We start from the raw sequence: 25,391 nt of genomic DNA on the forward strand, positions 1-25,391 counted from the left end.
ATTAGCAAAGTCAAATGTCGGAATGAAATTGGCTTCAGACAATGCGGATCTGATTTAGTCACTGTGATTAACTCTTTAAACCCAGATTTTTGCGCAGTGAATTGCGGTAAGTGGAAGAGCATGCGGTTTAACTTACCATTATTGACTTGAGCGTTATTTATTATAAATGCTCATAAAACTACGTGAGCGATTTATACACTGAGCTATCCCCTTAGCGCGTCAGAAATCAATTTATAAGCAATGACGATCAAAATGCAAAAACTACCAAGGCCGAAGATTACCGATATCGCAAGGATCGCACCACTGCCAATTTTCGCATAAAGTAGGCCGAGAAATAAAGCTGCCAAGAATGTTACAAATTCTATAATCCATAGTTTTAGCAAATGTATCCAACCTCCAGTGTTACTTTGTAAACAAGCTGTTCTATGCTATACGGCATGAACAGTTGAAATTGATCATGGTGCTAATTTTAAACTAGATCACCGGTAATATGAATGACTTCTGAAACTTGAGTTATTTCTGACGCGCTCAGACATGATCAAAAGCGGCTACGTAAGGCATTTTTCTGCAATTACAAAAATGTCTTACGTAGCCGAGTAGTTCACGATTTCGGATCAGACTTTTGATCCGGTTCTGGGTCATTAGCGCGTTCTGGTGGGCGTTGAGAAAAACCGATATCACGAGTGATGAGCGGGTGGCCTTGCCAGATGAGGTGTTCCAGCAGCGCCATGGTGGTTTTGGCATCACTGAGCGCGGTGTGGGAGGGCAGGTCGATTCCGAGTGCTTCTTTGTAATGTTGCAGTGACGGGGTGTGTTTTTTGCCGATACCGAATGTTTTGCGCGCCAACACCGCAGCATCAAACGCTTGAATGGGGTCAACTTTGATGGCTAGGCCGGATTGCAGGGCACGAAGATCGTTGCTTAAGGCGAACCCGACAACTAATTCATGCCGCAGCAGCTGTTGCAGTGCAGTTTTAACAAGTGGCAGAGATTGGCCGTATTTTGCCAATAAGTCGTCGGTGATGCCGGTGATTTTAACCGAGAATGGCATGACGTGATGGCCGGCTGGCAGTTGCGTGAAAATATCGAATGTCTGATCAATCCGATGTTGGCGGACGCGCAATAAGCTGATTTCGGTTAAGTCAAGCTGATTGCGATCGGCGACGAATTCGGTGTCGATGACGACATAGTCACCGTGAGCAAGGCGGTCTATGACATCGCGCTGGGTTGTCAACGCTGGCTGATCTGAGGCAAGCTCGGTTACTAAAGTGGGGTTAAGTTGTAATGATTTAGCTGCACGACGCTGGGCTGCTTGAACTAGGGGCATCTCTTCGCGGGCGAATTTTGCAGCAAGCCGCGCCATCAGTTGATCTGCTTGAACTTGCCGCTGATGTTGTAGTGAGACCAGCGATTGATCCGCCGTGCCAAGGGTAATATCAAATAGCCGCGCGAGCCAGATTGCTGCATCAGAAGCCGGAGCGGTAGTGACATACACCCCGTTTATATCGGACAGTGCGAATGCCACTTGCCCGTTTTCCGCCCAGTTGGTTAACCCCAAGGCGAGTAGATGAACCCAATCGCGAAAAGGCCGCATGAAGGCAAACAACTGGCGCTGGCGGTCTAACCGATCTAGACGCTTAGCCGCGGCGGACACAGCTGCGGCCAATTGCAAGGCGAGGCTTTTGCGATGATTGCCAAAGTCTTTGAGCTTAAACTTGACTGGTAAAATGGCACTGCGCGGGCGCAACATATAACGGAGACGGCCACCTTCCGGGAACCAGCGGGCTAGATCAAAGCTGACATCGCCACGAGGAGAGACCTGATTAACGGTGGCCGGCTGTTTAGCAGTTGGGGTACGATGCTGGAGAACCGCCATCAGTTCGTTGAGTCGGGTGCGAACCTCGGCGGCGTTGCGCGGCTTGGTAATCGGATCACGCAGTAAATGATTCAGCTGCCGGCGAGCTTGACGTGGTGAGTGATTTGACTTGCGATGTGGTCTGGACTGCGCCATGATGACAGCCTCCTTTCTTAGCGAAATTAAAGCTAAGAACAGTATACCAAGTGTGGCGGGGATTTACATTTTTGGCTCTTGAGTGATGGTTGAGCAGACACAATGAAAGTACAGATTGGTTTTGCGTATGTTAAAACAAAAACAGCCATCTTCGAACTGAAAGTGAGTCGCGGATGGCTGTTTGGATTGTCTCGTAAAGTTTAAATGTTTGACGAGTTTGATCTTACTCAATGTTCAATGTATCGCGGTGTGTGCCTGTTGCAAGAAACATTAAAATTAACGCTTCAGCATCGACTTTATAAACGAGAAGCCAATCAGGAGCAACATGCAATGCTCGTTCGCCGCTGTGAGCACCCTTTAAAGCATGGTCGTGTAAAGAAGCTAATTTTACACGATCTTGACGCTACAAAGTTGTTGCCTGTCAATATGCATGCAGTTAACCGTCAACATCACTGTATAAATCCTTCATCAAAGCACCAACAGTCTTGAAGCTTTTTATTCGCCCCGCTTTAACATCTGCTTCTGCAAATCGAAGCTGATCGGCGAATGACATTTCAAGTGTAAATGGCAATGCACCGGTGTCACCAATCCGTTTCCAATACATGTTAATAGCCGAGAATCTCTCTAGTCCCAGACGATTAAGAACATGGAGAGCTCGTTTTCTGGTTATTGTGTTAATCCAATTGCGGATACGGGATTCTTTTGCCATGATGATTATCTCCTCCGGGTTATATTACATGAATTGTCGCCAATGAGCTAACATTTTTATCTGACTAAAAATCTCCCTTGTATTGAACCCAAAATTATGCGATAACTGTTGTATGGATATCAAACAATCAGTCATTACCGAGAATTTTAAACAACGGTTGTTCTTTGCGCTGTCTGATCCCGGTCGATATAAAATTGTCCGCATGCTTTACCACGTGGGCCACGAGATGGGCTGCAACGAGTTGAACGAACACGTGGAGATTGACAAATCAACGATGTCATATCATTTGCGAACACTTCGAGAAATCGGCATGATCACCACGCGAACGCAGGGACGGCAAAAGTTTGTCACGTTGAATCGAGAAAAAATTGAAGCAGCGTTTCCGGGATTACTGGAAAGGCTTTAAAAATAAGCAAATCAATGCTTATTTTTTAGCGGTAATTGTTTGATATTTTTAAAACTATAAAATGAACTGGGGGCTTTTTGCATGAAACATCGTCAACTATCTTTACTTTTCTTCTTAGTCATGTTTGTGATCGGGACGGACACTTTCTTAGTTTCACCGCTGTTACCGACACTGACACGTTATTATGGCATTACGACCAGCCTTTCCGGGTTTATTGTCAGCGCCTATGCCATTGGATATATGCTGTCAGCACTGTTGATCGGCCCGATTTCGGATCGCCATGATCGTAAAAAGATCCTGGTTGGTGGATTAGTCGTCTTCACCGTGGCGACTGCGAGTTGTGGATTGGCGAATACCTTTGCGTGGATGTTGATCACGCGCTTTGTTGCCGGAATTGCCGCTGCGACTGCCGGGCCACAGATTTGGGCTGCGATCCCTGTTTTATTCCCGCGTCAGCAAGTGGTTAAAGTGATGGGCTATGCGACCGCTGGCTTGGCAGTGGCGCAAATCGTTGGCGTCCCTTTAGGCAGTTACTTAGCAGTTTGGTCTTGGCGGTTCCCGTTCTTTTTCGTCGGAGCCATTGCGTTGATCCTGACGCTTTTGGTTATGCGCCTAATGCCTAGTTTGAATGACGCAAAAGCCGCACCGGCATCCGAGAGTATTTATCGGCAGCTCATCGGCAATCACCCGGTTATGAAGTTGTTAGCGGCGTACTTATTGTTCCAAACGGCCAATTTCTGCGGCTTTGCGTTTATCGGTACGTGGTTTGCTAAAAGTTTCAACTTATCCGTTGGCGCGATTGGCAGCTTTATTCTGTTAATCGGCGTTGGTCAGTTTGTAGGCAGCCTTCTTGGCAGTCGGCTTGTGACATGGTTAGGTCAACCTCACGCCTTTTTACTTGAATTTATCTTGTTTATCATCGGTTATGTGGTGCTACCGTTTGCCAACTCACCACTTGCGGCCACGATTATTCTGGCGCTCATTTATACTATTGGCGGGGCTTTGTTGCCGCTGTTTATGAGCACGTTACAGGAGCATGCCGGTACAGCTCGCAGCACGATCTCAGCGTTGGCCAATGCGGTGATGTATTTAGGCGAAGCAATTGGCGGCGTCATCGGTGGCGTTTTAATCAAGCAGTTTGCCGGTTTTTCCGGAATCGCAACGTTTACGGCAGTGGTCGCGGTGTTGGCAATGCTGTTATATGCACAGCAGGGATATTTTAAGCAGTTACAGACAAGCAGATAACTTAACTTGCATTGGAAAATAATTCGTCAAGCCCGGTTTCGACATCATTGTTTTACAAATCACGCGTTGACAAGTTGGCGTTGTTTTAACCTGACAGAGATTGTATAATTACAAGGTAGAACATACGTTTGTGTCTTGAGAGGGGAATGTCAATTGCCAGCTAATAAACAAAGATGCGCGTGGGCGGATACCACCAATGATTTAATGCGTCAATATCACGATACCGAATGGGGACGCCCGAGCCATGACAATCGTCACTTGTTTGAGCTGTTGTCACTTGAAATTATGCAAGCAGGATTGAGCTGGCAGACCGTATTAAACAAGCGGGCAGCATTTAAGGCGGCGTTTGCTGATTTCGATTATCAACAAGTCGCACAAATGACGCCGCAAATTCCTATGCTTTTGAAAAATGATCAAATTATTCGGAATCGAATGAAAGTGACGGCGATGATCAAAAATGCCAATGCCGTTGAGCAGTTAGTGGCCAATGGTACGGATTTTGACCATTATGTTTGGAATTTTGTCAGTAACCAACTCATTCAACATCATATTGAGCGGCATGAACAGGTACCGAATACAACCGATTTGGCCAAACGGATGAGTAAGCAGATGAAGAAGGATGGCTTTGCGTTTACCGGTCCGGTGGTTGTGTATTCGTTCATGCAAGCGGCGGGGTTGGTTAATGATCACGAAATAGGTTGCTTTGTTTATCAGCAGCTTGGCCAATAACCGGGCATTCAGATTTTGGATTGACGGAACCATGATTTCACAGCCTTCAAACGGGGAGCGTATTTGATTAAAATACAATAACCCATTTATACTGGTCTAAAACCAAAAAGAGGTCTGATCAATGGAAACGACAATTTGTAAGATTGGAGATTCGGTTGGCGTCATTTTTCCACGAGCATTACAAGCTGAAGTTGGCAAAAAATATAAGATTTCTAAAGTTAAGGATACATTTGTGCTGACACCGCTGCGATCTGATTTATTTGCCGCTGCCGCTGATTGGCAAGGATTCAGAGATGCTGTGACTGATGAAGACCGAGCATGGGATGAGATAGAGGACTAAGCTTACGTCATCCTAAATTCAGTCACAGCGGCAGCACTTATCCTTAACAGCTCAAGTAACGAGAGACGAAAAGAACCCACTCGCAATTTTCAGCGAGTGGGTTCTTTAAATAGTCTTTGATTAAAAAATTAAAGTGCTTCAGGAACCATCTTAACTGGCTTGTTGCCAATCCAGCCGGTGATTTCCTTGAAGGTATCGGTGATCGCATCGGTGCCTGGCTTGAGCATCTTACGAGGGTCAAAGCCCTTGCCTTGTTGATCCTTACCAGCTTCGATGTATTCACGTGTTGCCTTAGCAAAGGCAAGTTGGCATTCGGTGTTGATGTTCAACTTGGAAATGCCCATGGTGATCGCCTTTTGAACTTGTTCTTGAGGGATACCGGAACCACCGTGGAGAACGAGCGGCATCTTAACGGCATCGTTCAATTCTTGTAAGCGGTCGAAGTGCAGACCTTTCCAGTTGTCTGGATATTGGCCGTGGATGTTACCAATGCCGGCTGCCAGGAAGTCGATCCCGGTAGCTGCCAAGGTCTTGGCTTCTTCAACGTCAGCTAATTCACCTTCGCCGACAACACCGTCTTCTTCACCGCCGATGGAACCAACTTCAGCTTCAACGGAAATGCCCTTGGCGTGGGCCAGCTTAACGATTTCCTTGGTCTTTTCCAAGTTATCTTCAAAGTCGAGGTCGTGGCCGTCAAACATAACTGAGTTGTAGCCAGCAGCAATAGCTTCCTTGGCTGCTTCATAGTTACCGTGGTCCAAGTGAATCACAACAGGAACTGTGATGTCCATGGCTTTAACGGCAGCTTCGATCATGGTTTGGCAAAATTCATAGCCACCCATGTACTTAGCAGCACCCATGGAAGTCTGGATGATAACCGGAACGTTCAATTCTTGAGCGCCGGCGAGAATGGCACGAGTCCATTCCAAGTTGTTGGTGTTGAAGGCACCGATACAGTAGTGACCTTTATGTGCAGCTTTTACAAGCTCTGCAGCGTTAACTAATGGCATGTAGATATCCTCCTACGAAATATACAATTCACAACTGTTGTATTCTACCATAAATGACAAAAGAAAAGGTCGAGAAAATGATGAGAACATGACGGTTTTACTGACCGGTTTGAAAGGAAACGGTCACGCTGATAACCCATCGTTACCGAAGCCCAATTAAATTTACCGTAGTTTCGGAAAAAACGCCATTGATTGACTCGGTATTTTCAGAGGTTAGAATCTGCTTACTCAAGCCAACTAGCCAACAATGAAAAAGTTCATGACAATGACGGTGATTAGCGATTGTTACAGGCTAAAATGAGATTTTTCTCATTTTATATTAGATGAATTGCGGGGTAACGTAGTGGATTTCACAAGCTGATTTAAAATGACCGACGCATAAATCGCTTTCTTTAGGGGGTTGTGATGACAGGATCGTCAAAAAATAACTGAATAAAATAGCTTTTCACAAGCTTGTAGTGTCCCCACAAATAAGACCTTGCTTAGAACGATTGACCCTGGAAATCAAAGCACTAAGGTAAAGGTAGTAACAGATTGATAACAATTGAGTTGTTCACACGAATAAATTAACCAAAGGAGATCTTGATATGGCAACAAAAGCAGCGGATCAGTTAGTCAGCGTCTTGATGGATTGGCAGGTTAAGCATGTGTTTGGCTTACCTGGTGACTCCATTGACACCACCGTGGATGCTTTACGGCGCCAACAAGATAAGATCAAGTTCGTTCAGGTACGCCACGAAGAAGTCGCCGCACTGGCTGCTGCATCAACGGCTAAGCTGACAGGTGGCCTCGGGGGTTGCTTGTCAATCGGCGGACCCGGCGCGATTCATCTATTGAATGGCCTGTATGATGCCAAAATGGATCATGTCCCTGTACTGGCGTTATTAGGGCAAGTCACAACCAGTAACTTAAATGAAGGCTTTTTCCAGGAAGTCAACACGCCTAAGCTATTCGATGACGTGGCGGTTTACAACAAAACCGTCATGGCGTCGGATAATTTAGGCCAGATCGTTGACACGGCTATTCGCACCGCGTTCACGGAAAAAGGCGTTGCGGTGTTGACGATTCCCGACGACTTGCCTGATCAAAAGGAAACCACCAGTTATCGCGACAGTGCAGCGGCGTTTGCTTTGAATGTACCGGAAGTGGATCCTAAGCAGTTGGATGATGTGGCTTCGCTTTTGCAAAAGTCCCAGAAACCTTTAGCCTTGATTGGTCGCGGGGCGGAAAAAGCCGGTGAAGCCGTTCAAAAATTTGTCGAAACGAATCACATCCCGTTTATTCAGACCATGCCGGCGAAAGGAACGGTGGCAGACGATCATCCGAATAGCCTCGGTAATGTCGGCAAGCTCGGGACGAAGCCTGCGTATGAAGCCATGAAGGCAACAGATCTGCTGTTCATGATCGGGACCAATTATCCATACACCCCTTATTTACCAGATACAGGGCAGGCTAAGTGTGTCCAGATTGATACGCAGCCGGAGAACTTAGGCAAGCGGTATTCGGTTGATGTTGCCGTGGACGGCGATGTCGGTGCCTTTTTAACCGAACTGAATGCTAAGGGAGCTTTGCGTGATGATGATCGCTTCTTGAAGGCATGCCGGAAGAATATGGAAAGTTGGGACAAATGGATGGCCGAAAAACGGTTACTGGATACGAACCCTGCCTCACCGGAAGCCGTCTTTGCGACAATTGACCAAACGGCACCTAAAGATGCGGTTTACTCGATTGATGTCGGCACGTCAACGTCTTGGGGTGCCCGTTTTCTCAATGTCCAGCCAACGCAGAAGTATACGATTTCTGCGTGGTTAGGGACGATGGGCTGCGGGTTGCCTGGTGCGATTGCGGGTGCCGAGGCATTTCCAAAGCGGCAAAATATCAGCGTGGCCGGTGACGGTGCTTTTGCCATGGTCATGCAGGATTTTGTCACGGCGGTCAAGTATAAGCTGCCAATCATCATGGTGGTTTTGAATAATCAAAAGCTTGCCTTCATTGAATACGAACAACAAAGCGCCGGTCAGTTGAATTATGAAATTGATTTGGCCGACATGGATTACGCCAAAATTGCCGAGGCCGCTGGTGGCGTTGGCTATACCGCACACAGTAATGCTGAATTTAAAGAGGCACTCACCAAAGCCTATCAAGAAACAGACAAGCCGGTTTTGATCAATACCTATGTTCAAGACGACGCGCCACTACCAGGAAAAATTGTTGGTGAAGAAGCGAAAGGCTACATGAAGTATGGCTCCCAGTATCTTGAAAATTATTGGAAGATTCCTTCCATGCCGCCATTGAAAGATATTATGCGGCAATTCTTCTAAAATTTATGGGAGTGCAACAATGAAAACAGGCACGGCTTAAGTTTGAAAGTGACTTAAGCCGTGCCTGTTTTTGTTTGGAGTGGTTGACGAGCAAATAACGGGAATCCGGCAGCTGAACTTGGTCTGCGGATTATGCTAGCTCGTGCATGGGTTATTACATGCTAACGGTATTAACACGCCGCAGCCTTTAACATCACAATTGTGGGTCAAAAATTACAAGCTCAGCGGCCAAAGATTGTTGCCAAGCTGTTTAAACGAGAAGACTTTATCCCAGAGTGCTTTTTCTTCAACAGTAAACGAAAAGCGATCACTCAACTTAACGGAAGGCGCAGAATTGAAAAAAGATTGGAGCGCGCCGGTGAAGGCAGTTCCGTGGCTGTTTTTCAGCTCTTTTAAACTTTTGGCAACGTATCTCGCCGTCTCGGAACTCGGATGGTTGTGGCTCAGCTTTACGCTCAGTTGTTCCATACTGGCGATGACTTCTTCGGGTTGAACTTTCATGAGGCGATCCTCCTGCTTTTCAATAGAATACGCTTACATTATAATTCTAAGGCAAGTTGGATGCAATGCATTTTACTTCTAAAACAGATGGGAATGCCGATGTTTATTGATTTATTTTACTCTTTATGCTAAATATTACACTTTTAATTAATAAATAAACTAATATCAGCTTGCTATCTTGGCGTAAATTATTGCCTTTAAACTATAACGATGTGCGCCAGTTGGCCATCTCCTCTTGTCATTTTTTGAGTGTCTCAACGCCGGGCGACATGTTGGTCAGCGTAATCTGTGCTAATTGCTTTTCAAATGAAACATCAAAAAACGCCCAGTAACCGAAAATATGACCATTGTGACTTAACCAGTGCTGTGTTCGGGATTTCATCCAACCCATGCCGTAAAAGTCGTGGGTCAGCGTCAGTGCCTCATCCCACGCGGATTCCGGCAAAATGCGGCGCTGTAAAACGGCTCGCGCCCAGATGGCCAAGTCTGCGAGTGAACTCACCACCGCGCCATCTCCACCTTGGTAGTGGCCGCGGCCAAGGGCGACTGGTTTGCCATCAGTAAAGTCCAAATCATCGTAACTATTGGCATCAGCATGTTGCGTACCCAGCCGAGTTTTCGTCATTGCCAGCGGCTTAAAGAAGTGTTAGTTGAGAAAATCGCTCAGCGGCTTGTTCGCAACCTGCGTAATAATGTGTCCTAGGAGATAGTAGTTACTATTGGAATAGGCACCTTTTTCATCTGGCGCAAAGTCGAGGGGATGTTGATTGAGCAATTCGATAATCTGCTGAAGGGCGTCACTGCCGTTGAGATCTTCTAGGATGGGATAACTTAAGTGCGATTCGCTCGCATCGGGCATTTTTTTGGCATAGTCGGCCAGCAGTAGCTCCGTATAATCCGGAATCCCACTCGCCATATGTAGCATCTGACGCAAGGTGATTTGTTTGGCGAAACGATATTCAGGCAAGTAGTCCGACAGCGGTGCATCGATATTCAGTTTTCCCGCGGCATTTAGTAATAAGATACTGTTGGCCGTGAACTGTTTGCTCAGTGAGCCTAAGCCGCTGGTGGTGTTGAGCGTAAACGGCTGACGCTTGGCAAAATCAGCCATGCCGTTTTGCCAGTAAGACAGCATACGGTGAGTGTCGACCAAAATAGCGGCGCCGTTTAGTTGATACTTTTTATTAATTAGTTGATAACCTTGAAGATTATGCATGCAGATTCCTCCTCGTCTGGATACTTGAACGTATAAAGAAACAAGATCTTCCTAGCTCATGAAGATACTTTCTACTCTAGGTTAACCGCCCTCTTTGGACAAGGTTAAGAAATGAGAAAGTATAGTTTACATCTATGTCTGATCGCCGTTACGACTTGCCATATGACCCTATACCAAAATTTGCTACATAGCTAGAAATATCTGCTGATCTCTGATGCTTACACCCCAACAAATTTAACAAAGTCCCATTATTTTGAAGTTTTTACAGGAAACGAACATAATAAGCCAATGAAAATGTGAGCAAAGACTCAGGAGGTAGACGACTGTTCAAGAGCATCCATTATAATCGCATAAGTAATATAATATATGGTAAAAAGCATTGACAAAAAATGGAAGCGCATTTATACTTGCGAAAACCAAATAGAAGAGGGGATAACTATTGAAATTGGAAGCAAAAGTCTTCTGCAAATATCATCGGAATGCTAATTGGCGCACACAAAAAGTTTGTGCGATTGCTGGTTAGTGCTATGCCCAATGAGTGGAAAGGTGATTGGAAGGATTATTTGGCCACAGGAATATCATTGTTAATAGCGGGCACAATTGTGATTTTCTTGATTTTGCCATTTCAATTTTTTCAACAACATTTGTTAATTACCGGTATTCTTTTTGCCATAATATACGTTATAATTTTTTTCTTGGTATCTTTACTATTAAAGAAAGAGGAACGTATTAGGCTCAGCAGTTTTTTTAAAAAATCTAAACTGTAATTAACAACGTAACCATATGACAAAGACGTACTTACATTTTCCGATTTTGGTGATGCAAGCACGTCTTTTATTTTTTGCTAATGTGCAAAGAAACTAGAAACAATTTTGAAGATAAGACATTGCCTTCTATAAATGAACTTCAACGCCCAATCCCGGCCGATCAGACAAGGTTAAGGTTTCTCCGTCTGCTTCAAATCCGCCAGTGAGCCAATCGGTTTCTTCTAGCAACATGAAGCTATCAACATCGCCGTAACGGACATTGGCGTGGGCTGCAATAAAATGGGCGGAGGCAGCGGTTCCTAGGCGGGTTTCGGCGTTGCAGCCAACCATGCACCCAATCCCGGCCGCTGCGGCGATGGCATTGATAGCGTTGGCGCCTGCAAAACCGCCTGACTTGGCTAATTTAATATTGATCAGGTCAGCTGCCCCGAGTTTAACCGCCGCACTGGCATCATGTGCGTTGTGAACACTTTCATCAAGCATCAACGGCACCGCGAGTTCTTGGCGAAGTGCTGGGGCTTCCATGAGTTGCCAATCCGGTAATGGTTGTTCGAGGGCGATGAGGTTGGGAAGTTGCAACTGCGCCATGATGCGACGGGTTTGAGCGGCGGCCCAGGCTTGATTGGCATCAACTTTGATGGAAACGTTAGGGCCGACTGCTGCGCTGACCGCTTTGATGGCCGCAATATCGGCAAGTTCATCGTTACCGGCCTTTAACTTTAAGGCGGTGAATCCAGCGTGTACATATTGTTGGGCTGTTGCTGCCATTTCTTCAGCTGAGCCGATGGGAATCGTGATATCGGTGGTAATAGTGTTGCGGTCGCCGCCGAACAATTGCCAAAGCGGCATGCCAGCTGACTTTCCTAAAATATCGCTGCAGGCAACGTCAATCCCGCATTTTAAGGCAGTGTGACCGGCCATCACCGCATCCATCCGCGCATGGACTTGTTCGAGATTGCGCGGATCAGCACCCACAAGTGTTGCGGCAAATGTTGGTAGAGCAGCTTGTTCGGTTTCATTCGTTTCGCCGTTGACCGGTGCATACGGTGATGCCTCGCCAAAGCCGGTCATGCCAGTATCCGTTTCAATTTTAATGATGAGGGTCGTGATCGCACTCAATTCTCCTAAGGCAAGTTTGAACGGGGTTTTGAGTTTAATCGGCCGGGGATGAGCGGTAATCGCAGTAATTTGCATGGCTGCCTCCTATTGATAAGTGTTGAGCCAACGGTAGCATGCATCGTCATGATTTTCAAACTAAAATATCATTGGAATGTAACCCGAATCAAATTTTTGATGGACAGTTTTCTAGCCGTGCGGTTGCGTCACCGCGACAGGACTGCGATGATGGCAATAAGCAGACAACGATGGAGGCAAAACATGACAGCTATTTATGATGATCCCGATTTTTTCAAGGCTTATAGTCAAATGGATCGCTCGAAAAAGGGCTTAGCCGGCGCTGGCGAGTGGCACGAGTTGAAAACGGTGCTGCCGGACTTTACCGGTAAACGGGTACTTGATCTGGGGTGTGGCTATGGATGGCACTGTCGATACGCCGCTGAACATGGGGCCAAAACGGTGCTAGGAATTGATACTTCCGCCAAAATGCTGGCCGAAGCCGCGACGATGACCCACGATCAACACATCGTTTATCAACAAATGGATATGCAGGACATTGATCAATTACCAGGATCTTTTGATGTCATCTTAAGTTCACTGGCCATTCATTACATTGCTGATTATGCCGGGCTGGTTCAAAAAATCAGCGCCAAATTACCTCTGGGCGGCCAGTTTATCATGTCGGTGGAACATCCGGTTTTTACAGCTCAAGGTGACGAGACATGGATCAAAGATGATCGCGGGCACAACCTTTATTGGCCGGTAGATCGATATTTTGCGGAAGGTCAGCGTGAAACCGAGTTTTTAGATCACCGTATTCAAAAATATCACCGGACGTTGACAACTTATTTGAATACGCTGCTTGATCATCACTTACGCTTGGATCGTGTGATTGAACCGACGCCCACTGCCGCGATGGTGCGCGATATTCCCGGTATGGCTGACGAGCTGCGGCGACCGATGATGTTAATTGTGGCTACGACTAAGGTGAGGTGAAGAGCGGCGTTTTACCTAGCCCATAAAATGATGCAGGTAGTAGTGAGTCACACGTTCTGATATATTAGTTTTAACAACGAGCTAATCTCACTGGAGGTATTTTGATGAGCAAAACAACGCGATGCACCTATCTGCTTTTGGGCGCAGTCTTACACGTTTGGATACTGAATAAATTATTGAACCCCTTTTTGGGCCAACAGTATCAAGCGACATACTCCCTGCTGTTCTGCGTATTGTTTGTTATCTCTGCGCTATTGTTGGGTAGTCTGTTGGCCAGTGGCGACAAGCTGCTGAGCCGCGCTGGTTGTTCATTTGTTCTTGAAGTGTTAACCACTGGAAGCATTGAGCTTATGTACTGGAAGAATTTTTTGGAGATCATGCTCTACGCGGTACCTATCCTGCTGATTCAGGGGTTGGTTTTACTCTTTGCGGCCCTATTACGGGAAAAACACGCCAAAGTGATGCATTAAAAGCCCAACGAAACGATGATAAAGCGATGCCTAAGGATTGTTGTGGGTGAAACGACGGCGTATACTCTGGGATATTCTTATTTAAAAATGTGCGCGATTTGGCCAGTGTTTTGGTACCGGCAGTCGCGTTTAAGGAGTGTACGCATGAAACCTAGAATTGGTATTCCCACCGATGAACTCATTGAAATTAATCCTATCATGCCGAACAATCATCCGGCTTATGCACCACATGATGTCAAAGAGGCTTTCATCAAACTAGGCGCGATACCGTTGATCATCGCTTTTCCGGATGATGTCAGCAAGGTTGACCAGCTGGCACAAGATTATGTGCAGCTGATTGACGGCCTGATGTTGCCAGGTGGACCGGATGTGGACCCAACATTTTACGGGGAAGAGCCACATCCGAAGATCGGGATGACGCTGTACCAAAAAGATCGTTTTGAAATTGCCTTGATTAAGGCGGCGTTGGCTGCGGACAAGCCGATTTTCGGCATTTGCCGTGGGATTCAGATTATGAACGTGGCGATGGGCGGGACGCTGTATCAGGATCTTGAGAGTCAGTATCCGGAATTGAAAATCCAACACCCACAAGCCACACTGGGGCAATTTGCGACCCACCATGTTGAATTGACCGCTGGCAGCAAGTTGGCCAAGCTTTACGGACGGTCAACGATTAAAGTTAACTCGCGCCACCACCAAGCTGTTAAAGCGGTGGGAAAGGGATTGAAAGTGACGGCGGTTGCACCGGATGGCGTGGTTGAAGGCATGGAGTCCACGGATACCGATCTCTTCCTCGGCGTTCAATGGCATCCGGAAAACATGTGGCAACAGGAGGATCCGCAGCAGTTAGTTGTCTTTCAGGACTTTCTGGATCGAATCGCTGCTCATCGCAAGTAAATCAGCTGGCCAGCTAGCACACGCATCATGATGAAAATTGAATGTAAAAAGCCGTCTCCAGTTTTTCAGGATGACGGCTTTTTACATTCAATTGCTTATTACTGAACGATATATTCGAGGCTAGTAATCTTACCAGTCTGTCTTTTCCTCAGCTACTGGTTTGATATTATCGAGATCACCGGTTTCTTGAAGCAGGGAACTAAAATCAACGTGATCAAACATGCCATTGAACCATGGATTGTCACTCTTTTTTCGTACATAGATGAGCTTGCTGGCATCAGCACTTGCCATGAGTTCGAACAATTCGCCTTCATGAACAGACAGATTGCTGGGAATAGTTAAAACGAGCTGATTCCCGTGTTTTTGGGCTTTGAAGACACCAAACTGGTTTAGTTTATTTGTCATGAACTTATCCTCCGCAAATTGTTTTTGAGCAAGCAAGTCTGGGGTGCTGGCGGTCTAGTCGTTACATGGTACAAAAATTATAGCATGAAGCCAGCTGATGTGGATAAGCGCTGACTTTAATTTAGAGGCTTGTGATATTGGGCTCAATACTATTTTTAAATTTGTCAGCGCATATAAAGCAATTTTCAGAAATTCTTTCATTTCACCAATAATCATGTAAGATTGAAACCGAGTGATGTTACGTAACGGGTGTTGTTTAAGACGGCGAGCATGATGAAAAGGGGCTGAGGTTAGCAATGAATGAAGAAGCTGTGATTGAGCAATTGACAGAGAAGCAAACCGAGCTGATCGAGTTTCTGTATGTGGATTATAACGGCCTGACACGAGGAAAGGTGATCCCGCTTGCGAGTTTAAAAGCTAAACTGGCAGATGGCATTGGCTTGACCAAGGCAACCTTGAATGTCAGCGAGCGCGATACGATTTTACCGGTGCAGGATATGACGCCAATCGGGGAGTTGCGGCTGGTTGGCGATCCGGCGTCGGCTCATGTGCTGCCATACATGCCGCAAGTAGCCACTTTAATGGGTGACATTTATAACCTCGATAAAACGCCTTATGCATCAGATCCGCGGTCGATATTGAAGCGTGTCGTTGAGCAGCTTGCAGATGCTGGGTTCAGTGTGAAAATGACTTATGAAAACGAGTTTGAGCTATTTACCGGCGACAAGGATCATCGGGAGCCTGCGATGCCGCGGGTTGCTTTTTCAACTGAGTCGATGGACTTTGCTTATCCTTTTATTCTCAAAGCGATTAATCAGCTTCAACAAGTCGGGATTATGCCGAATGCGTATTATCCGGAAGGCGGGATTGGTCAGCATGAATTGAGCATGTTGCCGCAAGATCCGGTAACGGCCGCGGATAATGAGGTGATTTATAAGCGGATTATCAAAAATACGGCTAAGAATTTCGATCTCTATGCATCCTTTGCGCCCAAACCGCTTGTGGATTCGGCTGGCTCTGGAGCGCATATTCACTTTTCGTTGTGGCAAGACCAAAAAGATGCTTTTTTTGATGACGATGCGCCGATGCATTTGTCGCAGACCGGTCAGTATTTTGTGGGTGGCATTTTGAAACACATCCAAGGCTTGCTGGCATTAACCTGTCCGTCAGTCAATTCGTATCAACGCCTCGCCCCGGGACATTGGAGTAGTGCTTATGCGACATATGGTCAGGATAATCGCGAAGCCGCCGTGCGAATCCCGTCAACGGCCTGGAGCGATCCAGCCAGCTCAATGAACATTGAACTAAAAGCGAGTGACGCCACTGCCAATCCATACTTAGCGTTTGCAGGGCTGTTAGCGGCTGGGCTTGATGGCATCACCCACCAACTACAACCCGGTGACTATTGCGATGTTGATCCGGCCAGTCTTAGCGATGCGGAACGCGCGGCAAAAGGTATCCAGCGCTTGCCGCGAACATTAGGCCAAGCAGTTGATGCATTTGTAGCGGATCCGCTATTTCAGAATTTGTTCGGCGCTCAGCTGGTAGATGCTTATGCAAAAATCAAGCGTGAAGATGACCACTATTATGGCAAGTTGGAACTGGAAAAGATTGCGGCATTGCATCGGGAATTGTACTGATTGTAGGAAGATTTTAAGCAGGCGCTGATCCGTACGATTTCATTTACCCGCGCCGGCTCGCGCTCACCATAACGCGTTCACCGGCGCAGAAGTCTGCGTGTAAGGACCTTGGTCGCAATGACCAAACCCGGGCCATCACGCCCAAGGCCACTTACACTCCGACTTCTACCCGCGCGGGTTCACGCTCACTTTCTTTGAGGAGGTTTCATTTTGGACGACTTAACGGAATTTGTCGACCAAGTCCCATTGTTGGACCATCACTGTCACTTTTTGATTAATGGCAAAGTGCCGAATCGGGATGAACGATTGGCACAGGTTTCGACTGAAGCAGATAACGATTATCCCTTAGCCGACACCAAAAACCGCCTTGCTTATCATGGTTTTTTGGCGTTAGCAAAGCAGTTTGCCCTTGATGCCAAGCACCCGTTAGCAGCGATGAATGATCCGGGGTATGCAACCTATAATCAGCGCATTTTTAGCCATTATCATTTTCAGGAGTTGTTGATCGATACTGGATTTGTGCCGGATGATGCGATTTTGGATTTAAATGAAACCGCTAAATTGACCGGGGTTCCGGTTAAAGCCATTTATCGGCTGGAGACGCATGCTGAAGCGCTGATGTTGCAGCATGATAACTTTGCTGCGTGGTGGCAGGCGTTGCGGGATGATATTCGCCAAGCTAAAGAACATGGCTTTGTCGGGTTTAAGTCGATTGCGGCTTACCGCGTGGGCTTGCACATTGAGCCGGTTAATCTGATGGAGGCGGCAGCAGGGTTTGATACCTGGAAACAGTCTGGTGAAACCCGGCTGACGTCAAAGCCGTTGATTGATTACATCTTGTACCACGCGGCGCCGCTAATCATCGCCCAAGACCTGCCACTTCAGTTTCATGTTGGCTATGGCGACGCGGATACGGACATGTATCTAGGTAACCCGCTGTTGATGCGCGACTTTTTAAATGTGTTTGCGAAAAAAGGGCTTAAAGTCGTTTTATTGCATTGTTACCCGTATCAGCGGGAGGCCGGTTATCTCGCCAGTGTCTTTCCAAATCTGTATTTTGATATTTCGTTGTTGGATAATCTTGGTCCCAGTGGCGTGCAGCGGGTGTTCAATGAGGCAGTTGAACTGGCGCCATACACTCGGATACTATTTGCGTCTGATGCGAGCACGTATCCGGAAATGTACGGCTTAGCGGCGCAGCAATTTAAGCAGGCACTCGTCGCGCACTTTTCAACGTTGCCATTTGTCGATCTAGCCCAGAAAAAAGCGTGGATCAACGCCATCTGCTGGGAAACCGCGGCTAAGCTCTACCACCAAGAGGATGAGTTCAAGCCCGCAGATCCGCACCGCTAAAAGCGAGTTTGCTAATAGAGGAGAAACAAACCCATTATGGAAAAGCGTAAAAAATTAACCTTACTTGAGGTCTTTGGTCTTTCGATCGCCATGGTCGCTCCCACTGGCGCCATGTCGTTTAACACCGCAAGTGCTGCCGCCAACGCCGGGATCAACATGCCGATTGCTTTCTTGCTTGGCGGCATTGGTGTCTTGTTTGTGGCCATTTCGTTTGTTGAGCTAGGTAAGCGCATCCCTGGCGATGGTTCGGCATATGCCTACAATGCCAAAGCGCTTGGCGAAAAAGCCGGCTTCATTTCCGGCTGGTTGTTGGTGTTGACCTACGTGACCTTTGTGTTCAGTTCCGGTGCCATTGTCGGAAACTTTGCCAATGTCTTTCTGAGTCACTTAGGCATCCATTTACCAGTCAATTTATACAATATTATCGTCCTGTTGTTAGGGGGCTGGCTCAGTCATAAAGGCATTGAGTTTTCCACTCGTTTGACCTTGGTGCTGGAATTGTTGGCAGTTTTAGTGTTGAGTGTGTTGACCGTCGTGATTATTTTCTCCGGCGGTCGCAGCGGCAATTCGGTGCAGCCGTTGATCCCTCAACCCCACATGGCTACCGGCTTAGGCATGGGGATGGTGTTTGCTCTGATGTCATTTGCTGGGTTTGAAGGTTCAGCAACCATTGCCCCGCGCGCTACGAACCCACGCAAGGCGATCAGTATTGCGCTGCTGGGGGCCGTAAGTTTTGCGGCGATTTTCTATTTCTTGGTTAGTTACGCGGAAGTCATCGGTTTTGGCTCGGCACACATTGGCGATCTTGCCAAAAGTACCGCGCCAATGAACTTTCTGGCGACCCATTATCTCGGCACCAACGCGGCAATCTTTATGGACTTTGCCGCCATGGTGAGCTATTTTGCCTGTTACTTTGGTGCACTTAATGCTGGAGCCTTCATGCTGGAAGCACTTGGGAAAAGTGGGTATCTGCATCCTTGGCTGGCGGAAGAAACCGGGGACAAGCAGACGCCGACGCATGCACTTGATAGCATCACGGGGCTGGCGTTGATTGTGTATGTCATTTTTGCAATCGGCTTGGGCGTTAGTGCCAGTGATATGTACAACTGGTTTGGTACGATTGGGATGCTGGGCTTGCTGACAGTGTATGTGCTGGTGAATATTGGCGCGATTGTTTATTTCCGCAAAGATAAAGGGCGCTCAATGTTCAAACATGTGCTTGCGCCTGTCATTGGGATTCTGGTTCTCATCTATCCGATCTACACCAGTCTTTGGCCCATTCCGGCATTTCCAATGAACACTTTTCCGTACATTGCAATCGCCTGGTTCCTCATCGGCCTCTGGGTGGCAGCAAAAAGGCGTAAGGTCACAACGCGATTAGAAGATTTTTAAATCATTCCTGAATCCATCAAAAAAAGCCTGTCATCATCGCGATGCAGGCGTTTTTTGATCCCATATTGGGTGTCTAAACTAGAAACATTTTCAAAATCGTCAGCGGTTTTAGTCTGTCCCTGCGACTTTTTCATGGGCCGTGCCGGTTTTGACGTATTTTTCCGTGCCATCAGCGACGGCCTGGCGATAATAATGCTGCTTGTATTCAATCGTGTTAAGGGTTTGGTGCAGTTGCTGCATTTGATTTTCAACGGACTCATGAAGATGATTGAAAAAGTCCAGCCGCTTTTCCAGTGTCGTGTCGCCTTCCAGCGTCCACTGCATGAAGGTGCGGATGTCTTTAATCGACATGCCAGCAGTTTTGAGACAGTTGATCATTTCCAGCGCGCCGAGATTGTGGTCGTCAAAACAGCGAACCCCGGCAGGATCTTTCTTGAGATCGGGAATGAGGCCTTCTTTATCATAGTAGCGAATAGTGGGGACGGAGAGATGCGTGATGGCGGCGACTTCGCCAATCGAATAAGATACGGACATATGAACCTCCAATGGTGATGACTAAAGATAATTTAAAAAACAGTTGCCCTAAAGTTGACTTTAGGGACTAGGCTGAGTGTAGCACTTATCAAAACAAGTGCAAAAAAGTTAATCATGCTAGGGTGCTTTTTCAATTCGTTGAAAACACCCGGCGAAAGTCAAAAGAGGGATGAAAACTTGTTAGAAGAAACGTATCTATTAGCCAATGGGGTAAAGATTCCTAAAATCGGTTTTGGCACTTGGATGATTGCAGACAATGCCGCTGCGGCAACGGCTGTTCATGAGGCGATTGACGCTGGTTATCGACATATCGATACAGCCGAAGCGTATGGCAATGAAGTCGGCGTGGGCGAAGGCGTGCGGGCAGCCGGTATTGCGCGGCAGGACATTTTCGTCAACACCAAGCTGGCCGCAGAGATCAAGGAACACGATGCAGCAGTTAAAGCAATTGACGAGTCGCTGCAAAAACTGAATTTGGATTATATCGACATGATGATCATTCACGCACCGAAGCCATGGGCAAAATATGATGAGCCTGATCGTTACTTTGAAGGCAATCTGGAAGCATGGCGGGCGCTGGAAGAAGCATATAAAGCTGGCAAACTGCGGGCGATCGGTGTGTCTAATTTTGATCCCACCGATCTCAAGAATCTGTTGGATCATGCCGAAATTGCACCAATGGTTGACCAAGTGTTAGCACACATTACCCAGACGCCGTTTAAAACGATTGATTTTGCCAAACAACATCACATTCTGGTTGAGGCATATTCACCGTTTGGACATGGTGAAATGTTCAAAAATCAGGCAATTCAGCAGATGGCGGAAAAGTATCACGTTTCAGTGGCACAATTAGGGATGCGATATTTATTGCAACTAGGCCTGTTACCGCTGCCGAAGACGGTCAAACCGGAACATATGAAGGCGAATGCCGAGATTGACTTTGAGATCAATGAAACCGACATGTCAACGCTTGAACACATGAAGCCATTGACAGACTATGGTCAGTATCAGTCTTTCCCGGTTTATAGTGATCGGTTAAGTTGAGGGCAGGGCATTGATTGCGTACAGGTCAAGATACTGAGACATAATTCTATCTCAGGATGTGATGCACACTAAAATCCGAATACTATAGCTGAGAAAGTAGCTAAAGTAGTTCCGTGTCGTGCCAAACTCCGCACTCTCCGGCCAGATGGGGCTGGAACGCTGTGACGGCGCTTGGAGCCTGCAAGCCCGGCAGTCTCCAAGTCGCCTAACAACATCAGCGACAAAACCCGGTCGCTGTGTTGTTCCACGGCTGAGCCCCATCAGGCCTACGATTGCTCCGCTTTGGCACTGGGAGCATTAAAGCTCATTTATACTAATAAGAAAAAGTCAAAACGCGTACTACTTTCTGAAAAAATCAGAAATAGTACGCGCTTTATATTGGAGCGGTGAATTATGGCCCAGCCTCTTGTTGGTCAACTTTAGACGCATACACTAACTCTTGTGAAGTTTTAAATACTGTTTCACCCGCAATGCTTAGCGATTTGGTCCTGCTTTAATCACCCTTAGGCGTCTATATGCCAGCAATTATGCCCACGGTCCGGCAACCACAATCTTACCGATCATGTGTCCGGATTCAACGAGTGCATGTGCCTGACGTAAATTTGTGGCATTGAGCGGCTGTAGTGTTTTGGTTAAGGTGCACTGCAACGTACCCTTGTCGAGAAGCGCGGCAACTTGATCAAGAATGGCACCTTGCGAATCTAGTTCATAGCCATACCAAGACTTTGAGAACATCCACTCCCACACAAATGTGGCCCGCTTCTTAGTGAGTTTCTGCAAGTTGATGCCGTGGCGATTTTCGGTAATAGCCGCGACCCAACCATCAGGACGAATCATGGTGGCGATCTCGGACCAGTGTTCGTCTAGATGCGACAGATTAAGGATATAATCGACATTTTTAAACCCGGCTGCCTTTAGCTGCGGTGGTAATGGCTTGCGGTGGTTTAAAACGTGATCAGCACCATGATCCTGTACCCATTTTTGTGATTCGGGACGTGAAGCGGTTGCCAGAACCTGCAGACCGGCCAGATGCGCTAACTGTGTCGCCATGGAACCGACACCGCCGGAACCGTTGATAATTAAGATCGTATGATGCCGATTTTCTGCAGTTGCATTCAGGGAAATGTGTAACTTTTCAAACAACGCTTCCCATGCGGTGAGACTGGTTAGTGGCATGGCGGCTGCTTGGGCATCGTTCAGGTTCTTCGGCGCGTGACCGACAATGCGTTCATCGACTAACTGATATTCGGCATCGCTTCCGGAGCGTTTATAACTACCAGCGTAGAAGACCCGATCACCAACTCTAAAGCGCGTGACATCTTGACCCACAGCATTGACGGTACCAACAGCATCCCATCCCAACACTTTAGGCTGAGCCAACTGCGCGTGCCCTGCTCCTCGTGTACCTGTGTCAACAGGATTAACAGACACAGCAAGAACATTCACTAGAAGGTCGTGACCAGTGGGGGTTGGCTTAGAAAGGGTCAGATCTTCTAAACTACGAGCATCTTGAATGGGTAAATGTTGCGTAAAACCAATTGCTTTCATTGAAGTAGCTTCCTTTCGCTAAGTTTCACCTTGTATGTTAGCGGGCATGTTCTAAAATAGTAAGTGAGTAAATTGTAAGTAACTTAAAAAAGGAAGTCCTATGATGTCAGGCGAACTTTATGATTGTGCGGCTGGGTGTCCAGTTCAAAATACAGTTGACATTATTTCAGGTAAATGGAAAAGTGTGATCCTATACCATCTTTTTCAGGGTGACGCGACACGGTTCAGTACGCTTAATAAAGCCATCCCATCAGTAACTGAACGAATGTTGGCATTACAATTAGCACAGCTAGAAGCGGATCATGTCATTACTAAAAAGCCAGGTGACGCCGATGGACGAGCCACAGAATACGGACTAACAGAATTCGGGCAGACACTGGCACCTGTGATCCAAGCAATGGCAACTTGGGGCGAGGCTTATCAAGCACGACAAAAAGCGACCGCCTGATTGGACATATTGAAGATGAACATTAAAAAGCATCGTTGGAATTTTTGAGTGGTTCCCAACGATGCTTTTTATGTTATAAATACGCCTGATAGAACAGGAAAACCGCAAGCCCAAGTGCAAAGATGCCGACAGCAGTTTTAATAATGCGAGATGGGATCAAGCGAACAATGACCGGTCCGAGAAAACCACCTGCAAATAAACCGATGCAGACTGGGATTAGAACACCCCAAGCAATTGGCATGGAGAAGATAAACATGATGGATGTCACCAGATTATTCACCAGTGAGGCAAGGTTGCGCATGGCATTGTAGGTGGCATAAGGGCCTTCAACAAGTCGCGAAAGTACGGCCACCATCAACAGTCCGGCACCGGCACCAAAATAGCCAACATAAATACCGACTAACATCACCAGCACATAGCCAAACCACCGCAAGTGCTGACGCGTAGAACTGTTACTGCTTGCGGGTTTGGGTGGCATTAGAATCAAGACGCCAGCCAAAAAAATGATAAACGGGACGACTCGTTTGAATCCCGCATTGGAACTATGAATCAAAATAAGGGCTCCAAAAACGCCGCCAATGGTATTAAGCAACGTAATGACAAGCGCCTGATGCCAGTGACCTTTTAGTTCGTGGCGAGAAGCAGCAACCGCAGATGAGCCGCTAAATAAAAGTCCAATTGTATTCGTAGCGTTAGCGGTAATCGGCGCCACGCCAACTGACAATAGCACCGGATAAAGCGTGAGTGCCGCCATCCCGACAATACCGTTGAGAATGCCGGCCAGTAGACTCATGCCTAGTAAGAAAAGGATGGTTTCGATTGTCATGGATTCGCCTCCTTTTGCTTTAGCAGAGATTATATATCTTTGATACCAGAAATTCGTTAATAGTGCATCTTTTACACATCTGAAAAGGTGATTCAATTGATGTTAGTGTGCGGTCGTTTTGCATGATAAGCAAAATAATTGAATGATACGGACTTCATGACATAATAGATGGAACCCAACTTACGGTTAAATTGAGTAAAACGCATTGACGTCTGAGGAGCTTTTATGACTAAGAAAGTTTACCGCCTTCTCATCCCAACCCTAACCTTTTTCTACCTATGGCTTGCCTTAGGTGGCCTTGATCAAGCTGCAAAACTCTGGCTTAAACTGGTCATCATCGCAATCGGGGCCTTTTTAAGTCTGCTTTGGATTCGAATGGTACGGTTGCCGCCTTTTCGTGAGGTGCGGCACTTGTGGCATCAGATTGAGACGCTGCAGTTTATGATTGTTTCTGATCCGAAGAACCGGCTAGATTTGTTGAAGCGGCGCGTTTTTGCCGATCAGGCGCGTCATTTTCGCGGGTTGGCCGTTTATAGTTATGTCTTGAGTATGCTGTCAGGGCTGATTTTAGATGGGCTGGGATTTGTGCGGGTCAGTGATTTTGTGGTGACGGTGGGATGGACATTAGCGTTGATGGTGCTCATCACGGTGTATATTATTGGCGCCATTCAGGCATTTGCCACGCACTTAATTCGAACCTTTGTGAGTTTGCAGCTGTTTGCCCCGTTGGCTTTGCTGATTGGCCTGAATATAACCGGAATCATGCCTGACTTCAGTGCTTTTCGCGATTATATTCTATATTACCTGCTGTTGAGCATCACGATTTCTGCGGTGATGATTGTGATGGTGCCGAATTATCAGTTGCGGGTGTTGACGAATTATATTCCTGCGATTAATGCGACGAGCACGGTGATCATTTTTCTACTGGCGGAGTTTGGCAATACGGCGATGGCAGGCATTGCGCATCAGATTAGTCACGGGCTTGATTTATCGCCGACACTGACGGCTAGTTTGTTTGGTCCGAAAATGATTGCGGCGATTCGCGAATTGCTAACGCTGATCAGTATTGTGTTTCTCATCAGCGGCAACGTTATTTCCGCGGTGATGACGCATTATCGAGTGAAGAGTGAAAATCAATTGAAGCAAGTGCTGGCTGACATCACGCTTCCGATTTCGTCAACGGATTATCAAGGGTTGCGATCAATTGTTTATCACGGATTAGCTTATAATGCGTTGTTGATTATTGGTCGGCGTGATCTTTATCAGGCTATTCGCACTTATGAACAGCAGCATGGCCTGGAGCCGCCTGCAGAGGAAGCAGCGCAATCCAAACGTCACTGGTTTGAATGGTTCAAACGACATTAGCCTTGGCAGACACCTTGGGTAAAATCACATTCGTTTTTTAAATTAGTTTTGCCATTTAGGCGGTATAGGCAAAAATGGTCTGCTATACTTAGAAAAAATCTT

24 protein-coding genes and 2 pseudogenes are annotated in these 25,391 nt (G+C 46.8%); 14 read left to right on the plus strand and 12 right to left on the minus strand.

Annotation, left to right across the window (positions count from 1 at the left end; genetic code table 11):
* Positions 1 to 601: 601 nt before the first annotated feature.
* The 3 genes and pseudogenes from ACWP87_RS09650 to ACWP87_RS09660 form a co-directional block, all read right to left on the minus strand.
* Complete coding sequence (locus ACWP87_RS09650; RefSeq protein ID WP_005684271.1) at positions 602 to 2,011, minus strand: 3'-5' exonuclease; 1,410 nt, start codon at positions 2,009 to 2,011, stop codon at positions 602 to 604.
* Positions 2,012 to 2,234: 223 nt separating this feature from the next.
* Positions 2,235 to 2,387: pseudogene (locus tag ACWP87_RS09655) on the minus strand (type II toxin-antitoxin system mRNA interferase toxin, RelE/StbE family); the annotation flags it as partial.
* Positions 2,388 to 2,447: 60 nt separating this feature from the next.
* Positions 2,448 to 2,720, minus strand: a complete 273-nt coding sequence (locus ACWP87_RS09660; RefSeq protein WP_005684270.1) for a type II toxin-antitoxin system RelB/DinJ family antitoxin — start codon at positions 2,718 to 2,720, stop codon at positions 2,448 to 2,450.
* A 112-nt stretch (positions 2,721 to 2,832) separates the two neighbouring features.
* Between ACWP87_RS09660 and ACWP87_RS09665 the strand changes: the two genes are divergently transcribed.
* The 4 genes from ACWP87_RS09665 (at position 2,833) to ACWP87_RS09680 (ending at position 5,440) form a co-directional block, all read left to right on the plus strand.
* Positions 2,833 to 3,126, plus strand: a complete 294-nt coding sequence (locus ACWP87_RS09665) for an ArsR/SmtB family transcription factor (protein WP_005684269.1) — start codon at positions 2,833 to 2,835, stop codon at positions 3,124 to 3,126.
* 81 nt (positions 3,127 to 3,207) lie between these two features.
* Positions 3,208 to 4,371 (plus strand): MFS transporter, encoded by a 1,164-nt coding sequence (locus ACWP87_RS09670; protein ID WP_005684266.1) that lies wholly within the window; start codon positions 3,208 to 3,210, stop codon positions 4,369 to 4,371.
* 153 nt (positions 4,372 to 4,524) lie between these two features.
* Positions 4,525 to 5,100: a DNA-3-methyladenine glycosylase I gene (locus tag ACWP87_RS09675; RefSeq protein WP_014569140.1), complete on the plus strand. Its 576-nt coding sequence runs from the start codon at positions 4,525 to 4,527 to the stop codon at positions 5,098 to 5,100.
* 121 nt (positions 5,101 to 5,221) lie between these two features.
* Positions 5,222 to 5,440: an AbrB/MazE/SpoVT family DNA-binding domain-containing protein gene (locus ACWP87_RS09680; RefSeq protein WP_014569141.1), complete on the plus strand. Its 219-nt coding sequence runs from the start codon at positions 5,222 to 5,224 to the stop codon at positions 5,438 to 5,440.
* A 128-nt stretch (positions 5,441 to 5,568) separates the two neighbouring features.
* On the opposite strand, the gene fba is transcribed toward ACWP87_RS09680, so the two are convergent.
* Positions 5,569 to 6,450, minus strand: coding sequence for a class II fructose-1,6-bisphosphate aldolase (fba, locus tag ACWP87_RS09685; RefSeq protein ID WP_005684263.1), 882 nt, complete (start codon positions 6,448 to 6,450; stop codon positions 5,569 to 5,571).
* 587 nt (positions 6,451 to 7,037) lie between these two features.
* Here fba and ACWP87_RS09690 point away from each other — a divergent pair.
* Positions 7,038 to 8,771: a pyruvate oxidase gene (locus ACWP87_RS09690; RefSeq protein WP_014569142.1), complete on the plus strand. Its 1,734-nt coding sequence runs from the start codon at positions 7,038 to 7,040 to the stop codon at positions 8,769 to 8,771.
* A gap of 213 nt (positions 8,772 to 8,984) precedes the next feature.
* Here ACWP87_RS09690 and ACWP87_RS09695 read toward each other — a convergent pair whose 3' ends face one another.
* The 3 genes and pseudogenes from ACWP87_RS09695 to ACWP87_RS09705 all read right to left on the minus strand — a co-directional run bounded on the left by ACWP87_RS09695 (position 8,985) and on the right by ACWP87_RS09705 (position 12,449).
* Positions 8,985 to 9,272 carry a hypothetical protein gene (locus ACWP87_RS09695; protein WP_005703610.1) on the minus strand — a complete coding sequence of 96 codons (288 nt, stop codon included), beginning with the start codon at positions 9,270 to 9,272 and terminating at the stop codon, positions 8,985 to 8,987.
* A gap of 238 nt (positions 9,273 to 9,510) precedes the next feature.
* Positions 9,511 to 10,488 (minus strand): annotated as a pseudogene (locus ACWP87_RS09700) (serine hydrolase domain-containing protein).
* A gap of 893 nt (positions 10,489 to 11,381) precedes the next feature.
* A complete protein-coding gene (locus ACWP87_RS09705) occupies positions 11,382 to 12,449 on the minus strand; it encodes a mandelate racemase/muconate lactonizing enzyme family protein (RefSeq protein ID WP_005684258.1) in 1,068 nt (355 codons plus the stop codon).
* Positions 12,450 to 12,632: 183 nt separating this feature from the next.
* On the opposite strand from ACWP87_RS09705, the gene ACWP87_RS09710 reads away from it, so the two are divergent.
* From ACWP87_RS09710 to ACWP87_RS09720, 3 genes are all read left to right on the plus strand, one after another.
* Positions 12,633 to 13,367, plus strand: coding sequence for a class I SAM-dependent methyltransferase (locus ACWP87_RS09710; RefSeq protein ID WP_005684257.1), 735 nt, complete (start codon positions 12,633 to 12,635; stop codon positions 13,365 to 13,367).
* Between the two features lie 104 nt (positions 13,368 to 13,471).
* A complete protein-coding gene (locus tag ACWP87_RS09715) occupies positions 13,472 to 13,837 on the plus strand; it encodes a hypothetical protein (RefSeq protein ID WP_005684256.1) in 366 nt (121 codons plus the stop codon).
* 144 nt (positions 13,838 to 13,981) lie between these two features.
* Positions 13,982 to 14,734, plus strand: a complete 753-nt coding sequence (locus ACWP87_RS09720) for a gamma-glutamyl-gamma-aminobutyrate hydrolase family protein (RefSeq protein ID WP_005684255.1) — start codon at positions 13,982 to 13,984, stop codon at positions 14,732 to 14,734.
* Between the two features lie 129 nt (positions 14,735 to 14,863).
* Here the strand turns inward: ACWP87_RS09720 and ACWP87_RS09725 are convergent, their stop codons facing one another.
* On the minus strand, positions 14,864 to 15,139 hold the full coding sequence (locus tag ACWP87_RS09725) for a hypothetical protein (protein ID WP_005684254.1): 276 nt from the start codon (positions 15,137 to 15,139) through the stop codon (positions 14,864 to 14,866).
* Positions 15,140 to 15,435: 296 nt separating this feature from the next.
* Between ACWP87_RS09725 and ACWP87_RS09730 the strand changes: the two genes are divergently transcribed.
* The 3 genes from ACWP87_RS09730 to ACWP87_RS09740 all read left to right on the plus strand — a co-directional run bounded on the left by ACWP87_RS09730 (position 15,436) and on the right by ACWP87_RS09740 (position 19,524).
* Positions 15,436 to 16,779, plus strand: a complete 1,344-nt coding sequence (locus ACWP87_RS09730; RefSeq protein WP_005684252.1) for a glutamine synthetase family protein — start codon at positions 15,436 to 15,438, stop codon at positions 16,777 to 16,779.
* Positions 16,780 to 16,989: 210 nt separating this feature from the next.
* Entirely contained in the window at positions 16,990 to 18,132 is a 1,143-nt protein-coding gene (locus ACWP87_RS09735) for an amidohydrolase family protein (RefSeq protein ID WP_005684250.1), read from the plus strand.
* A 36-nt stretch (positions 18,133 to 18,168) separates the two neighbouring features.
* A complete protein-coding gene (locus ACWP87_RS09740; protein WP_005684249.1) occupies positions 18,169 to 19,524 on the plus strand; it encodes an APC family permease in 1,356 nt (451 codons plus the stop codon).
* Here ACWP87_RS09740 and ACWP87_RS09745 read toward each other — a convergent pair.
* Positions 19,521 to 19,658 (minus strand): hypothetical protein, encoded by a 138-nt coding sequence (locus tag ACWP87_RS09745; protein WP_155404103.1) that lies wholly within the window; start codon positions 19,656 to 19,658, stop codon positions 19,521 to 19,523. The genes ACWP87_RS09740 and ACWP87_RS09745 overlap by 4 nt on opposite strands.
* Positions 19,633 to 20,058: a MerR family transcriptional regulator gene (locus ACWP87_RS09750; RefSeq protein ID WP_005684248.1), complete on the minus strand. Its 426-nt coding sequence runs from the start codon at positions 20,056 to 20,058 to the stop codon at positions 19,633 to 19,635. The genes ACWP87_RS09745 and ACWP87_RS09750 overlap by 26 nt, the downstream gene beginning before the upstream one ends.
* A gap of 177 nt (positions 20,059 to 20,235) precedes the next feature.
* Here ACWP87_RS09750 and ACWP87_RS09755 point away from each other — a divergent pair, with 177 nt between their 5' ends.
* Positions 20,236 to 21,102 (plus strand): aldo/keto reductase, encoded by an 867-nt coding sequence (locus ACWP87_RS09755; protein ID WP_005684247.1) that lies wholly within the window; start codon positions 20,236 to 20,238, stop codon positions 21,100 to 21,102.
* A gap of 525 nt (positions 21,103 to 21,627) precedes the next feature.
* On the opposite strand, the gene ACWP87_RS09760 is transcribed toward ACWP87_RS09755, so the two are convergent.
* Positions 21,628 to 22,650 (minus strand): zinc-binding alcohol dehydrogenase family protein, encoded by a 1,023-nt coding sequence (locus tag ACWP87_RS09760; protein ID WP_005684246.1) that lies wholly within the window; start codon positions 22,648 to 22,650, stop codon positions 21,628 to 21,630.
* A gap of 103 nt (positions 22,651 to 22,753) precedes the next feature.
* Here ACWP87_RS09760 and ACWP87_RS09765 point away from each other — a divergent pair, with 103 nt between their 5' ends.
* Positions 22,754 to 23,098 carry a winged helix-turn-helix transcriptional regulator gene (locus ACWP87_RS09765; RefSeq protein ID WP_005684245.1) on the plus strand — a complete coding sequence of 115 codons (345 nt, stop codon included), beginning with the start codon at positions 22,754 to 22,756 and terminating at the stop codon, positions 23,096 to 23,098.
* Positions 23,099 to 23,171: 73 nt separating this feature from the next.
* Here the strand turns inward: ACWP87_RS09765 and ACWP87_RS09770 are convergent, their stop codons facing one another.
* Positions 23,172 to 23,924 carry a sulfite exporter TauE/SafE family protein gene (locus ACWP87_RS09770; RefSeq protein WP_014569147.1) on the minus strand — a complete coding sequence of 251 codons (753 nt, stop codon included), beginning with the start codon at positions 23,922 to 23,924 and terminating at the stop codon, positions 23,172 to 23,174.
* 225 nt (positions 23,925 to 24,149) lie between these two features.
* On the opposite strand from ACWP87_RS09770, the gene ACWP87_RS09775 reads away from it, so the two are divergent.
* Positions 24,150 to 25,289, plus strand: a complete 1,140-nt coding sequence (locus tag ACWP87_RS09775; RefSeq protein ID WP_014569148.1) for a hypothetical protein — start codon at positions 24,150 to 24,152, stop codon at positions 25,287 to 25,289.
* The last annotated feature ends 102 nt before the right edge of the window (positions 25,290 to 25,391 follow it).

This window comes from Lacticaseibacillus sp. 22 (genome assembly GCF_055413445.1).

What these genes read in the sequence shown, in the direction of transcription:
- ACWP87_RS09745 (WP_155404103.1), bottom strand. Translation starts at nt 19,658, where the DNA reads ATGAAAAAGTCGCAGGGACAGACTAAAACCGCTGACGATTTTGAAAAT.
- ACWP87_RS09680 (WP_014569141.1), top strand. Translation starts at nt 5,222, where the DNA reads ATGGAAACGACAATTTGTAAGATTGGAGATTCGGTTGGCGTCATTTTT.
- ACWP87_RS09650 (WP_005684271.1), bottom strand. Translation starts at nt 2,011, where the DNA reads ATGGCGCAGTCCAGACCACATCGCAAGTCAAATCACTCACCACGTCAA.
- ACWP87_RS09720 (WP_005684255.1), top strand. Translation starts at nt 13,982, where the DNA reads ATGAAACCTAGAATTGGTATTCCCACCGATGAACTCATTGAAATTAAT.
- ACWP87_RS09665 (WP_005684269.1), top strand. Translation starts at nt 2,833, where the DNA reads ATGGATATCAAACAATCAGTCATTACCGAGAATTTTAAACAACGGTTG.
- ACWP87_RS09760 (WP_005684246.1), bottom strand. Translation starts at nt 22,650, where the DNA reads ATGAAAGCAATTGGTTTTACGCAACATTTACCCATTCAAGATGCTCGT.
- ACWP87_RS09750 (WP_005684248.1), bottom strand. Translation starts at nt 20,058, where the DNA reads ATGTCCGTATCTTATTCGATTGGCGAAGTCGCCGCCATCACGCATCTC.
- ACWP87_RS09715 (WP_005684256.1), top strand. Translation starts at nt 13,472, where the DNA reads ATGAGCAAAACAACGCGATGCACCTATCTGCTTTTGGGCGCAGTCTTA.
- ACWP87_RS09690 (WP_014569142.1), top strand. Translation starts at nt 7,038, where the DNA reads ATGGCAACAAAAGCAGCGGATCAGTTAGTCAGCGTCTTGATGGATTGG.
- ACWP87_RS09710 (WP_005684257.1), top strand. Translation starts at nt 12,633, where the DNA reads ATGACAGCTATTTATGATGATCCCGATTTTTTCAAGGCTTATAGTCAA.
- ACWP87_RS09740 (WP_005684249.1), top strand. Translation starts at nt 18,169, where the DNA reads ATGGAAAAGCGTAAAAAATTAACCTTACTTGAGGTCTTTGGTCTTTCG.
- ACWP87_RS09695 (WP_005703610.1), bottom strand. Translation starts at nt 9,272, where the DNA reads ATGAAAGTTCAACCCGAAGAAGTCATCGCCAGTATGGAACAACTGAGC.
- ACWP87_RS09730 (WP_005684252.1), top strand. Translation starts at nt 15,436, where the DNA reads ATGAATGAAGAAGCTGTGATTGAGCAATTGACAGAGAAGCAAACCGAG.
- ACWP87_RS09725 (WP_005684254.1), bottom strand. Translation starts at nt 15,139, where the DNA reads ATGACAAATAAACTAAACCAGTTTGGTGTCTTCAAAGCCCAAAAACAC.
- ACWP87_RS09770 (WP_014569147.1), bottom strand. Translation starts at nt 23,924, where the DNA reads ATGACAATCGAAACCATCCTTTTCTTACTAGGCATGAGTCTACTGGCC.
- ACWP87_RS09775 (WP_014569148.1), top strand. Translation starts at nt 24,150, where the DNA reads ATGACTAAGAAAGTTTACCGCCTTCTCATCCCAACCCTAACCTTTTTC.
- ACWP87_RS09670 (WP_005684266.1), top strand. Translation starts at nt 3,208, where the DNA reads ATGAAACATCGTCAACTATCTTTACTTTTCTTCTTAGTCATGTTTGTG.
- ACWP87_RS09765 (WP_005684245.1), top strand. Translation starts at nt 22,754, where the DNA reads ATGTCAGGCGAACTTTATGATTGTGCGGCTGGGTGTCCAGTTCAAAAT.
- ACWP87_RS09660 (WP_005684270.1), bottom strand. Translation starts at nt 2,720, where the DNA reads ATGGCAAAAGAATCCCGTATCCGCAATTGGATTAACACAATAACCAGA.
- ACWP87_RS09705 (WP_005684258.1), bottom strand. Translation starts at nt 12,449, where the DNA reads ATGCAAATTACTGCGATTACCGCTCATCCCCGGCCGATTAAACTCAAA.
- fba (WP_005684263.1), bottom strand. Translation starts at nt 6,450, where the DNA reads ATGCCATTAGTTAACGCTGCAGAGCTTGTAAAAGCTGCACATAAAGGT.